This is a genomic window from Methylomonas sp. ZR1 (assembly GCF_013141865.1).
GTDB lineage: Bacteria > Pseudomonadota > Gammaproteobacteria > Methylococcales > Methylomonadaceae > Methylomonas.
Map to the genome: position 1 here is coordinate 917,907 of NZ_RCST01000001.1, position 12,610 is coordinate 930,516.

Genomic DNA, 12,610 nt, shown 5'->3' on the forward strand with positions numbered 1-12,610 from the left:
GCTATGTCAACCTATCGCTTCGGTTGGCCATTCGGCGCTGGACGCGATTAGTTTAATTCAGCCAATAACTGAGCGATCATGCTGTTGGCCTGGTTCAAATAACCGCTGCCGAACAGATTAAGATGGTTAAGGATGTGGTAAAGGTTATAAAGGGTTTTACGGGTTTTGTAGCCAGGGTCCAGCGGATAGTCGGCTTGATAAGCCGCATAAAAATCGCGGCTGAAGCCGCTGAATAATTCGGTCATGGCCAGGTCCGCTTCGCGGTCGCCGTAATAGCAAGCCGGGTCGAAGATTATCGGTTGTCCTTGCTTATCCGAGGCAGCATTGCCGCCCCATAAGTCGCCGTGCAGTAAGGATGGGTGTGGGCGGTAATCGCTGAAAAAAGCGATGATGTTCTCCAGCAGTTTATCGCCTTGCGTTTGCAGTGAGCCGCGATAACCGTTAGCGGCGGCAAACTGTAATTGTTTGCCCAGGCGTTGTTGCTGCCAAAAACTGACCCAATCGTCGTGTCTGGCGTTGTGCTGCTGCGTGGAGCCGATGGTGTTATCGATGTGCCAGCCGAAATAGGCTTGCGGCCGCTGGTGCAGCAAGGCCAGTTGTTCGCCGAATAAGCTGGCGCTGCGGCTATGCAACGAACTCAATTCGATGAATTCCAGCACCAGATAAGCGTGTTGTTGACATTCGCCAAAGCAAATCACCTTGGGCACGCGCACCTCGCCTATACGGGCTAACTCTCGTAAACCGGCCGCTTCCGCTACAAACATATTCGCTAGGCTTGCCCGGTTTAATTTGATAAACCAGTCGATATTGGCGGCTTGCAGCCGGTAAGCGCTATTGATGTCGCCACCGCCGACACTGCTCAGACGGTGGTTGTTTAGTGATTGGCCGGTTTGTGCTTCCAGGTGATCAATTAATGCTTGCAGCGCGGCCATGGTTAATTACTTTGCTACTTTGCCCAACTGTCGCGTAAGGTCACGGTGCGGTTAAACACCAATTTTTCCGCGGTGCTGTCGGCATAGTCCAGGCAAAAATAGCCGGTGCGCTCAAATTGATAACGGGTATCCGGCGTGGCATTGACCAGGCTGGCTTCCACCCGGCAATCAGTCAACACTTCCAGCGAATTGGGATTGATGCCGTCCAGGAAATTATCCAGTGTGTCCGGGTTGGGATGGCTGAACAGCCGGTCGTATAAACGCAGTTCGGCGGGCAGGGCGTGTTGTTCAGAAACCCAATGGATTACGCCTTTTACTTTGCGGCCTTCGGGGTTTTTGCCCAAGGTGGCCGGGTCGTAGCTGCAACGCAGTTCGATGACATTACCGGCTGCGTCTTTAATCACTTCCTCGCATTTGATCACATAGGAGCCGCGCAAGCGCACTTCGCCGCCTGGCACCAAACGCTTAAAGTCTTTAGGCGGGTTTTCCATGAAATCGTCTTGCTCGATCAGGATGGTTTTGGAGAAATTGACTTCTCGGCTGCCCATTTCCGGCTTTTGCGGATGGTTGGCGATTTGATAAGTTTCGGTTTTACCGTCTTCCCAGTTGCTGATGACTACTTTTAACGGCCTTAACACGGCCATCGCTCGCGGAGCGCGTTCGTTCAAGTCTTCACGAATGCAGTTTTCCAAGACACCCATTTCGATCCAGGAATCGTTTTTGGTGACGCCAATGCGTTCGCAGAAGTCCCGAATCGCTTCCGGCGTAAAACCGGCCCGGCGCAGGCCGGAAATGGTTGGCATGCGTGGGTCGTCCCAACCTTTGACGTGTTTTTCGGTGACCAATTGCAGCAATTTACGCTTGCTGACGATGGTGTATTCCAATTGCAGACGGGCGAATTCGATTTGCTGTGGATGGCAAGGGGTTTGCAATTTGTCCAGCACCCAGTCGTATAAAGGGCGGTGATCTTCAAACTCCAAGGTGCAGATCGAGTGGGTGATGCCTTCCAAAGCATCGGAAATGCAATGGGTGTAGTCGTACATTGGGTACAGACACCAGGCATCGCCGGTACGTTGGTGATGAACACGGCGAATGCGGTAGATGGTCGGGTCGCGCATATTAATGTTAGGCGAGGCCATATCGATTTTGGCGCGCAGCACATACTGGCCGTCAGCGAATTCGCCGGCCCGCATCCGGGTAAACAAATCCAGGTTTTCTTCGATGGAGCGGCTGCGGTCCCGGCTTTCCTTGCCGGGTTCGGTCAAGGTGCCGCGATCCGCGCGCATTTGTTCAGGCGTGGAGCTGTCGACATAGGCATCCCCTTGTTTGATCAGTTGCACCGCGTAATCGTAAAGCTGTTCGAAATAATCGGAGGCGTGGTATTTGCCGGCCCATTTAAATCCTAACCATTGCACGTCGCGTTCGATGGCTTCCATATATTCGACGCTTTCTTTCTCCGGATTGGTATCGTCGAAGCGTAAATTGCAGGTACCGTTGTTTTCGGCGGCAAGGGTGAAATTCAGGCAAATCGATTTGGCGTGGCCGATGTGCAGATAGCCATTGGGTTCAGGAGGAAAACGGGTGGCAACTTTGCCGTTGTTTTTGTTGGCGGCCAGATCGGCGGCAATGATGTGTCTAATAAAGTTGGATGATACGGGGCTATCGGAAGCTGACATGTTTGAGTAAATGGCTGTGGTTTTGATGAGTTAGGCGGAGATTTCTGACTTAATCTGCATTTTAACGAGTTTGGCCGGAATTCGTAAAGGCGGCATCGCTAGCTGCTTACACAGCAAAATTGAAGCAAAAATCAGTGTAACTATCTGTATCAAAAGATTTTTACTAAATTATTAGCACTCTCGTGTTTCGAGTGCTAGAATTCGGTTAACGTTAATTTATTCCGCGGAAACGAGGGTGATATGAACAACAGCTTGGCTTTGCCGATCAATTTATCGGTTGGGACGTTTGATTCTTACTTGAACTTAGTCGCCCAAATGCCCAAACTCAGCGTCGAGCAGGAGCAGGACTTGGCGTTACGTTACCGGGATGAAGGCGACCTGAATGCTGCGCGTGAGCTGGTGATGTCCAATTTGCGCTTCGTGGCGCATGTAGCCAGAGGCTATGCCGGTTACGGTTTGCCGTTGGCGGACATTGTTCAGGAAGGCAATATCGGCTTGATGAAAGCGGTCAAGCGTTTCGACCCCGACATGGGTGTGCGCTTGGTGTCGTTTGCCGTACATTGGATCAAAGCGGAAATTCACGAATATGTGATTAAAAACTGGCGCATTGTTAAAGTTGCTACCACTAAAGCGCAGCGCAAACTGTTTTTTAATCTGCGCAAGTTTAAAAACGACTTGAACTACCTATCGCAAGACGATGCGGAAGCGATAGCAGAGAACCTGGATGTGGACGTCAAAACGGTTTACGAAATGGAACGGCGTTTGGACGGTCGCGATATAGGACTTGAGCCAACCGGCGACGACAGCGAAGACCATGCGCAAGCGCCTATCGCTTATCTGGAACAGCACGGCGCCGATCCGGCTTTATTGCTGGAAAATAGCGACTGGGAAGACCGCAAGGAAGAGTTGCTGATGGATGCCATGGCTGGCTTGGACGACAGAAGCCGCGATATTCTGGCTAGCCGCTGGTTGGTGGAAGAAAAAGCCACTTTGCACGAATTGGCGGATCGTTATCAAGTGTCGGCTGAGCGTATCAGACAGCTTGAACAAAACGCCATGAAAAAGCTGAAAGCAGCGGTAATATTGGCAGCGTAAAAAATAGTTTGGCATTTCTGCAAAAATCAGTATAATGACGCTTTCTTTGCCGGGGTGGTGAAACTGGTAGACGCGCCGGATTCAAAATCCGGTTCCGAAAGGAGTGTCGGTTCGATTCCGACCCTCGGTACCAAAGAAAGATTTAGAGAAGTGCAAGAACATACAGAAACCCGCAAGCCATAAGGCTTAGCGGGTTTTTTATTGTCCAAAGAAGTGCAACAAAATGCAGTGACATACACCGCAAACAGTGACACGATTAGTGACACGCGCTAAAGTAACGCCTAAACGTATCACTGCGAATCACTTTCGGTGTCACTCGATGGCTAAGAATCTCAATAAAGACACGGTCTACAGGGCAGCTAAGCCTAAAGACAAGGACTACACCATCAACGACGGCGAATGCTTGACGTTGTTGGTCAAAGCCAACGGTTCAAAACTTTGGCGGTTCATCTATCGATTTAAGGGTAAGCAGAATCGGCTTGGCTTTGGATCGTACCCCGAAACCTCCCTCGAAAGCGCCAGGCGCAAAGCTGAGGCCGCCCGCGAGCAGATTGCCAATGGCATAGACCCCGGCGAAATTCGCAAGCAGGAAAAGGCCGACATCCAACAAACCACCGAAGCTCAAAATCGCCTTGATGCTGGTCTGCCACTAATCAACAGCTTCGAATATGTAACTCGCGAATGGTTAGCCTCAAATGCTCACACCGTCCGCGACATCACCCATCAAAAGAAACTCCGCCGCTTTGAGCTGTATGTATTCCCGGCGGTCGGCCAAATGCCGATTGGCGAGGTTAAATCGCCGGATGTTTTCGCCGTCGTGCGGCCGTTGATTATCAAAAACCAATTGGAAACCGCGCATAGGGTACGCTCAGACATCAGCGGCGCCTTTGCCTATGCCATCGCCCACGGCTTCACCGATTACGACCCGGCGCAAGCTGTCGGCGCTCAAATACCCGCGCAAAAAGTCATTCATAACGCCGCGATTACTGACCCCAAAGAAGTCGGCCAATTACTGCGGGACATTACTCACTATCAAGGTACCTTTGTTGTGCAAACCGCGCTCAGGCTATCGCCTTACCTGTTCCAGCGGCCTGGCGAGATTCGGCAGATGGAATGGAAAGATATTGATCTTGCGGCCATGGAATGGCGCTACTTCGTCACCAAAACCGAAGTGCAACACATTGTCCCGCTGTCACGCCAGGCGGTGGCAATATTGGAAGCCATCAAACCGTTAACCGGCGTTGGTCAGTACGTGTTCCCATCCAGCCGTGGCGACGGCCGGCCAATGTCCGACGGTACCGTTCGCACGGCGTTGAAAACACTAGGCTATGAAAAGGACGTAATGAGCGCCCACGGTTTTAGAACCACCGCGTCTACGCTGCTCAATGAACAAGGCTGGTCGCCGGATGCAATCGAGCGGCAGTTGTGCCACATGCCCAAGGATCAGGTGAGGGCGGCCTATAACCGCGCGCAATACTTGGACGAGCGCCGCCGCATGATGCAGGCCTGGGCGGATTATCTGGACGGACTGAAAGCGGGGGCGGATGTGATCCCGTTTCGCAGGGTCGTTTAAACCGAATAACCAAGCCTAGCCCGACGGGGCGAAAGCCGGTCTCCTTGCCGGTTGGCTTGGTTCCTATCAGGGCAAACGCTTTAGGAGGCGTTGTGATTAAGCGCGAATATTATTCTTTAAAAGATTCAGTGGATATCTTTGGTCTTAGCGAAGCTGATCTTCTTCATTTTGGAGCAACGAGTAGGATTCCGATCTACATTCTTCTAGCTAACTGGCGTGTGCGGAGCTTTATCAGGAAAGGCAAAGTCCATTATGAGTCTTCAGATTCCTCAATATATAAAAAACTACTCCCGAGGTGCTTGCTGCAATATGAGGCTGGGGTTTTGAATGTTGAGCCATTGATTGAGCCTGAAGAGTTGCTTATCACGGTAAATGGGCTGGAGGATGTTGACAATACAGAAAAAGCCTTTTATGGCCTTGATAAAAGTACAGGCATTTGGAGTCGGTCTGTTGGGGATAAGGTTTTTTTTCTTGAGAGGCCTGGATACCATTATCCGTCTTATGAAGAATTAGCCGATTATCAGCGACGCGGGGGGGGTGTTGACGACATTTATCCCAATCCCGTTTTGCTTAGCGAATGTGTAATGGTGGTTATGTCCGCAGATATGGATAGGTTATTGGAAAAACCCCTTTACATTCAAAACGATAATATTGAAACCTCGGTTCAAGATAAGTTAAGAAGAGACATTGACAAGTGGCTGTATGAAACTTGGATTTCTGAAGGCAAGCCCGGCGGCAATCGTTATTTGGGAAGGTTAAAGAAATATCGCCGACAAGCCGCCGTCGGGGGTGTAATTATTGATGTTTGGACGGAGGCCAAGTGCTCGGGCTTTTCTTGGGAAACTAAAACTTCTAGTGGTTTTATGGCTTTGAAAACACTAAATAACAAGGTCACTAGCTTTAAAAAACTTACTGGCAAATAGCTGTCAAGCGAAATGTTGTTAAAAAATTCCTGACAGCGTTTCCCGAAATTAAAAAAATTTCCCGACAGTTTTTCCCGTTTCTCACAGTAGGGAAATTCGGGAAAATATCGCACTTAGGATAGCGCCATTGTTCAACAAAGCCCAAAGGAGGCTTGGCAATGGTAGCAAAACCCGACAACGCGCAACGCGCACCAACCGCAAACCGCCGCAGACAGCGGAATAAAATCACTTATACTCCAGCACCTTTGCCGGCTGAAGGCTTCGTTAGATTGCCATCGGTCTTGGGAGTGCTGGGTGTGTCAAAAAGCACCTTCCTCAATGGCGTAAAAGATGGCAAGTATCCGGCGGGAACGTTGCTTTCCCCGCGCTGCCGTGTCTGGCCGGTAGACGATATTCGGGCATTGCTCGATAAGATTGGGGGTGCGTAATGCCAGCCAAAAAAGCCCCTCAAGACGAACTTATCAAGATGCGCCTCGCCATTGCGGCGGCTGAGGCTGAAACCGCCACGGAATCCCGGATTAAGTCAGCCATCGCAACCGAAGCGGCGAAGATTCCCGGCTCATCGCGCAACCAGTGCCGCAAGTTAATTGACGCGCTTGGCTGTCTGTTTCTGGAGTTGGAAATAGAAATGCTGGAGCCCGTCGCGTGTCCGCATTGTGGCCATCAAATCGAAGAAACCGGCGGTGCGCAATGAGCTTTCAGCATATCGAAGACGCCGCCCGCACTGCGCTGGCCGATTATGGGCTGTTACCGCCTAAGTATTTCAAGCGCGACACCTTCCAAGTGGTTGATGTCGAAGATGGTAGACCCGGAAACGGTGCGGGCAGGATTAAGATTTTTATTGACGGTAAAGGTGGTGTCGTCCAAAACTGGAAGACCGGCGAAAAGGGTTCATTCTTTTTGAATGCTGAAGGTCAAGCCACCGCACTATCCGAAGCCGAGCGCCAACGGATCGAGTGCGAGCGCAAGCGCCGCCAAGCCGAGGAATTAGCTCGTATGGATCGTGCAGCCAAACGGGCTTTGGCCACCTGGACGGCAGCCGAACCCGCGCCGTTAGATCATCCTTACTTGCTGGAAAAGCAAATCAAGCCCCATGCTGCCCGCGTTGGCACCTGGAAGCGCACCGTTACCGACGACGCCGGCACTAAGCAAACGGTATCGATTGCGAATAGCTTGCTGATACCGTTATTCGACCACACCGGCGCCCTCCGCAGCCTGCAAGCGATTTTTCCCGATAAGCATCCATTGTTCACGCGCAATAAAGACTTTTTGCCAGGCGGTGGTCTGGCTGGGCTGTTCTGGTGGATCGGGGCGAAAACCGACGTCGTGCTGATTTGCGAAGGCTTTGCCACTGCGGCCACGCTGTATGAGAAAACCCGTATCAAGACTTATCTGGCGTTCACGGCAAACAATCTGTTGGCGGTTGGGCGAATCGTGCGTGAGAAGTTGCCGAACGCCACGATTGTGTTTGCTGCCGACAACGACACCGAAACCGCCGGCAATCCAGGACTGAGCAAGGCCAACGAGGCCGCCGCAGCGGTGGGCGGTTCGGTCATCGTGCCACCGATACCGGACGCGGATTTCAACGACTATCAAATTTTTTTGAACGGTGGCAGCCATGTCGGATAAGCCCAAAACCCCGCCGATTCTGGAAGTTGTTAACGGTGCGAAGAAGCCGCCAACCGCCAAGAAAGCCGGCACCCAAAAGCCAACCGGCAACGGTGGCGGAGGTAGTGGTGGTGGACGCTCAACCCCGCCGGAAAAGTTCGGCGAGTACCTGATAAAAAATGGCGCGTTTCATCAATCCCGCGCCGTTAAGGCCGGGCCGGATGGGTCCGGCTTTGTGGAGTTTCCGCTGTGCGATTTTGTCTGCTCAATCAAGGAGGAAGTGACCGCCGAAGACGGTTTAAACGATGCGGCCTTTCTGCGAATCGAAGGCCGGCGCGGTGATGGTTTGCCGCTGCCGGCGGTCGATGTACCGGCCAAGTCGTTCTTTTCATCGCAAGCCTGCTGGCCTAACGAGGCTTGGGGTTCTCGGGTGTTCGTTTATCCCGGCACGGCCAAACGCGACAACCTCCGCGCCGCCGTGCATCAATTCAGCCGCTTGTCGGGCGATATACCGCGCAGGGTGGTCTATCGCTTCACCGGTTGGAAAAAGATAGACGGCGCCTGGCACTACTTGACCGGATCAGGGGCTATGACTGCCGCCGGACTGATCGATGGCGTTCAAGTCGATTTAGGTCCGGGCAACATGGGCCGCTATGCGCTGCCGACAGCGTTGGCCGGCGATGACTTGAAACAGGCGGTTGCCGATGCCATGCTGTTGTTGGACGTGGCACCCAGCCGGCCGCATATCGGCGCGGCCTTGTTGGCAGCGGTGGCGCGGGCGCCGCTGGGCGAGTGCCAGCAAACCGATTTTGCCGTCTGGTTGCATGGTTTGACTGGTTCTCGTAAGTCCGCCCTGGCCGCCATCGCTCAAGCCTTTTATGGCGATTTCACCGCCCGCAGCTTTCCGGCGAACTGGTCCGATAGTGCGAATGATGCCGAGGCCAAAAGCCATCAGAGCAAAGACGGCGTGTTTTGTATTGACGACTTCCGCCCTTCGGTTAACCGTGTCGAAGCCGAGAAGCAGCACGCGATGGCCGAGCGGATTATTCGCGGTACAGGCAACGGGGCCGGACGGGGTCGCCGCACGGCCAATATGCAGGCGCAAGCCGCGCCGTTCAATCGATCAATGATGATCGTAACCGCCGAGGATTTACCCCGTGGGCAATCGTTATTAGGGCGATTGTTGATACTGGAATTAGGCCGCGCCGACGTTGATAACCCCACGCTCAGCAAACTACAGCACGCCGCTCAGGCTGGACGATTTCCAGGGCTGATGTCTGCCTATCTGCAATGGCTGGCACCGCGCATGGATCGATTGAAAGCCGAATTTCCTAAGGTGGTGGAACAGCTACGCAACGCCGCGATTCGCGACGGCTTCGCCAGCAGTCACCCGCGAGCACCGGAGATTTACAGCAACCTGCTAGGCGGTGCTGAAACCTTTATGGAGTTTCTGGAAGACGCCGGCACCCTGACCAGCGAACAGGCCAACGTGGTGTTGGCCGAGCTTGAGAACTGCTTAAAGCAGGCATTCAGCGAACAGGGCGCATACCAAACCGAACAAGATGAAGTCGAGCGATTCTTGCAATTGTTACGGGCCGCGTTCAGCTCAGGCAATGGTCACATTGCCACCGTTATCAAGCAGGGGCCGCCCGTTACCCGGCCATTTAGCTGGGGTTGGCGCAGTTCCGGCAAGGATTTGAACGGCGATGACATGTATAAGCCGATGGGCGATTGTTGCGGCTGGTATGCCGAACCCAGGGATGCACAGCCCGCCGAGGTATGGATGGAGCCTAACACCGCCTTCAAGATCGTCCAAGAGTTCGCCCGCCATCAAGGCGACAGCTTTCTGATTTCTGCCGGTTCTCTATGGCGTCGGATGGCTGAGCGGGGCTTGTTGTTAAAGATGGAGCACGACGGCGGCGGTAAGCCACGCCCAACCATCAAGCGCACTATTGCGGGCCGGTCGGTGCGTGTGCTGGTTCTGGATGCCGGCCTTGTTGAATCCGGTTAAGCCCCTTCCGCCAAACGTGGAAGGTTTAGCCAAATTTTAAAATTGATATTCGCCGATGATTTCGGCATTAACCGTGAAGGAGAATTCACATGAAGACAGTAAGACTTGTTGGAGATTTGGAAAAATACAAACCCGTCTGGACGCTGGACGTTAAAACCCCGGCTGAAGCGTTGCGGGCGATAGGTGTACAGCGCGATGGATTTTTAGCTGAGTGCGACGCCGGGCATTATGTGGCGGTGCTGATTGATCTAAAAGACCAGGATCGCTCCAGACTCGTGACGGGTGATAATGCGTTCGACCCGTGGTCAGACGAGGAGCTTTGGGTTATGCCTACCGCGAGAGGTGAATATGGCTTTGATGCTGCGATATGGGCTGGAGTCGCGACGGCATTAACCGAAGCGGGTGTAGCTGCTGGGGCGGCCGTCGCGGCCGCTGAGATTGCGGTTGCGTTGGCTAACATAGCTATATCGATAGCGTTGTCTTCCATCGCCAGCCTGATTACCAGCAAAAAGAAAAACACGCCAGCAACTCAGCAAGAGCGCCCGGAAAACAAGCCTTCATTCATCGCCGATGGCGCGGTCAATCTTACGGCTGCCGGCCATCCACATCCCATTTTATTTGGAGAAGTGCCGGATTGCGGCTGCATGATTCTATCGTCTGATTACTGGGTAGAGGATATCCCCGTATAAGTAAGCCGCCCTTTCATATGTTCCCCGCTCCCCATTATTGGTGCGCCATAGGGTAGCGGGCCTGCGGTCGGCTGATTATTTAGCCGGTGCCGTTGCTGAAAAAAATATAAGGGTATGTATAAAAAATCTGGGGAATCTGGGGAGATAAGTCTGTAAGCCTTGATACATAAGGCTTTCAAGCTCCCCAGATTTTTAAAATGGTTGGGGAGATTCCCCAAAAATCTGGGGAGCGTCCAACCCTGGCAAGCTGGACAAATCGACATGGCCGGATCGGAAACCGCGTCAATTTCACCCGATAAGCGCCATCTCCCCAAATAAATCTGGGGAGATTCCCCAGATTTTTAGAGGGGTTGGGGAGCTTGAAAGCCGCGTCGCGCGTGGCTTGGCGGGCTATCTCCCCAGATTCCCCAGATTTTTTGTATAGGGTATAGAAGGAATATTTTTTTAGTGCCCGCCGTCGTTGGATGCATGGCCGGGCGGAAGCCGCCCAATTTATGCGCAGTCATGCCCCCCAGGGGCGGGTCAAAAGTCTAGGGGTTTGCTGTCCCTTTGCGTCGCCCTAGCTAAATTTTCGCTGGGGGGATTTTATAAATAGAAAAAGCCCATGTGGATAAAGCAAGCCAAGGCCTTGGACTTACTCACACCCCTACCAGCTACCCCACCAAAGACCGCCGCCACCCCTATGGCGTCAATCATCGGGGCTGGGGGGAGAAGAAAGCCTTAGCTGTTGCCACCCGTAGCACTGGCCACCCGCATGGCGGCACCATTGCGGGCACGGGGGAGGAAAAGCATTGACACCACCGCCGAATCCGGATCAGAATGTAGTCGTCAGTCCGCAGACTGGCCGGGCGTAGGAAACCCGTTTGAATAGGCGACAATCGCCACCTTAGCCAGTGGCTTTTTTATGCCCGTTGTTCGGCGCGGCCTTGCCGTGTCTGTTGCTATGGCGGGCTTGTTTGGGCAGCCTTTACGGGCTGGCCGCTCCTATTCGCGGTATTTCCTACCCCACTCAAGCCCGTCGCCCATGCCGTAGGAAGCAAGGCGGCGGTTAACTCGTTTATGAATAGGAGAAGCTACCATGCCTAGCGCATCAAATCCCGCTCGAATCGAGCAACAACAATCCTTTACCCAACCCTTACACCAGGCCTTTGCTAATCTGGCGTTTAGCTACGGCATGACCATCAAGGAAGCCGAACGCGGCGAGCTGACCGGCTCCGCAGTGGTCGGCCTGCAATGCGACTGCGAAGAGCTGTTGGCGCTGTCGGTATCGCTACGCGGCCAATTGATGAAGGTGCAACCATGAGCGCCACAACCAGCAACACCACACCTATCAAACTACCTTACTTTGTCGCGGATCAGCGCGGCAGGTATCGCGCTAGCCGAGCATTGACCGAAGAGCAAATCATCAAGGCGGCTACCCTGCTGCTGAATCAACGGGTAGAGCGCGGCTCGCAGCTGACTAGCCCCGATATAACCCGAGCCTATCTTAAAACCCAACTGCGTAAACGTGAGCATGAGGTGTTCGTCTGTTTGTTCCTTGACAACCAGCACCACGTTATTGAATATGAAGAACTATTCCGGGGCACGATTGCCGGCGCCAGCGTTTACCCGCGCGAAGTAGTCAAGCGCTGTCTGCAGCTGAATGCAGCGGCGGTCATATTCGCCCATAACCACCCGAGCGGTACAAACGAACCTAGCCAAGCAGATCGGCAAATAACCGATAAGTTGAAAGCGGCGCTAGGGATGATAGATGTTCGGGTTCTGGATCATTTCATCGTTGGCGACGGTGAACCCTATTCTTTTGCCGAACATAGGATGATTTAACTTGAATTATCTAACATAGCCCAGGCGGATCAAATGACAACCAGCTTGATACAAGAAGAGGAATTGATGGAATGGAGCGGATTTAAGCGCCGCACAGCCTTGGTCAACTGGTTGCGACAGTGTGGTATTCCTTATCTACTTGGCAATCACGGGCGTGTTTGTGTTACTGCGGAATCGGTCAATCTGCCGCTATTGCATATTCAACGGGTTTTAGCCGACAGTAGCGACGACATTTTTTGAAGCCGCATGGATCGCGGCTTATGTTGGCTGGATCGGTCG

The 12,610-nt window shown here is 53.1% G+C and carries 13 protein-coding genes and 1 tRNA gene; 12 read left to right on the plus strand and 2 right to left on the minus strand.

Annotated features, from left to right (window positions below; all coding sequences use genetic code 11):
* Positions 1 to 47 precede the first annotated feature (47 nt).
* Complete coding sequence (locus DDY07_RS04105) at positions 48 to 932, minus strand: fructosamine kinase family protein (protein WP_171694903.1); 885 nt, start codon at positions 930 to 932, stop codon at positions 48 to 50.
* 14 nt (positions 933 to 946) lie between these two features.
* Positions 947 to 2,608, minus strand: a complete 1,662-nt coding sequence (locus DDY07_RS04110) for a glutamine--tRNA ligase/YqeY domain fusion protein (RefSeq protein WP_171694904.1) — start codon at positions 2,606 to 2,608, stop codon at positions 947 to 949.
* Positions 2,609 to 2,848: 240 nt separating this feature from the next.
* Between DDY07_RS04110 and rpoH the strand changes: the two genes are divergently transcribed.
* From rpoH to DDY07_RS04170, 12 genes are all read left to right on the plus strand, one after another.
* Positions 2,849 to 3,703 carry an RNA polymerase sigma factor RpoH gene (rpoH, locus tag DDY07_RS04115; protein ID WP_171694905.1) on the plus strand — a complete coding sequence of 285 codons (855 nt, stop codon included), beginning with the start codon at positions 2,849 to 2,851 and terminating at the stop codon, positions 3,701 to 3,703.
* Between the two features lie 48 nt (positions 3,704 to 3,751).
* A tRNA-Leu gene (locus DDY07_RS04120) sits at positions 3,752 to 3,836 on the plus strand.
* 186 nt (positions 3,837 to 4,022) lie between these two features.
* Positions 4,023 to 5,276: an integrase arm-type DNA-binding domain-containing protein gene (locus tag DDY07_RS04125; protein WP_171694906.1), complete on the plus strand. Its 1,254-nt coding sequence runs from the start codon at positions 4,023 to 4,025 to the stop codon at positions 5,274 to 5,276.
* A gap of 92 nt (positions 5,277 to 5,368) precedes the next feature.
* Entirely contained in the window at positions 5,369 to 6,199 is an 831-nt protein-coding gene (locus tag DDY07_RS04130; protein WP_171694907.1) for a hypothetical protein, read from the plus strand.
* A gap of 158 nt (positions 6,200 to 6,357) precedes the next feature.
* Complete coding sequence (locus DDY07_RS04135; protein WP_171694908.1) at positions 6,358 to 6,627, plus strand: AlpA family transcriptional regulator; 270 nt, start codon at positions 6,358 to 6,360, stop codon at positions 6,625 to 6,627.
* Complete coding sequence (locus DDY07_RS04140; protein ID WP_171694909.1) at positions 6,627 to 6,893, plus strand: hypothetical protein; 267 nt, start codon at positions 6,627 to 6,629, stop codon at positions 6,891 to 6,893. The genes DDY07_RS04135 and DDY07_RS04140 overlap by 1 nt, the downstream gene beginning before the upstream one ends.
* Entirely contained in the window at positions 6,890 to 7,828 is a 939-nt protein-coding gene (locus DDY07_RS04145; protein ID WP_171694910.1) for a toprim domain-containing protein, read from the plus strand. The genes DDY07_RS04140 and DDY07_RS04145 overlap by 4 nt, the downstream gene beginning before the upstream one ends.
* A complete protein-coding gene (locus tag DDY07_RS04150; RefSeq protein WP_171694911.1) occupies positions 7,818 to 9,818 on the plus strand; it encodes a cell wall-binding protein in 2,001 nt (666 codons plus the stop codon). The genes DDY07_RS04145 and DDY07_RS04150 overlap by 11 nt, the downstream gene beginning before the upstream one ends.
* 89 nt (positions 9,819 to 9,907) lie before the next feature.
* Positions 9,908 to 10,507, plus strand: coding sequence for a tail assembly protein (locus DDY07_RS04155; protein ID WP_171694912.1), 600 nt, complete (start codon positions 9,908 to 9,910; stop codon positions 10,505 to 10,507).
* A 1,078-nt stretch (positions 10,508 to 11,585) separates the two neighbouring features.
* The gene (locus DDY07_RS04160; protein ID WP_171694913.1) at positions 11,586 to 11,810 is read left to right on the plus strand and encodes a hypothetical protein; all 225 of its coding nucleotides are present in this window, start codon (positions 11,586 to 11,588) and stop codon (positions 11,808 to 11,810) included.
* Positions 11,807 to 12,331: a DNA repair protein RadC gene (gene radC / locus DDY07_RS04165; RefSeq protein WP_253734401.1), complete on the plus strand. Its 525-nt coding sequence runs from the start codon at positions 11,807 to 11,809 to the stop codon at positions 12,329 to 12,331. Before DDY07_RS04160 ends, radC begins: the two co-directional genes overlap by 4 nt.
* A gap of 33 nt (positions 12,332 to 12,364) precedes the next feature.
* The gene (locus tag DDY07_RS04170; RefSeq protein ID WP_171694915.1) at positions 12,365 to 12,571 is read left to right on the plus strand and encodes a DUF4224 domain-containing protein; all 207 of its coding nucleotides are present in this window, start codon (positions 12,365 to 12,367) and stop codon (positions 12,569 to 12,571) included.
* Positions 12,572 to 12,610 lie beyond the last annotated feature (39 nt).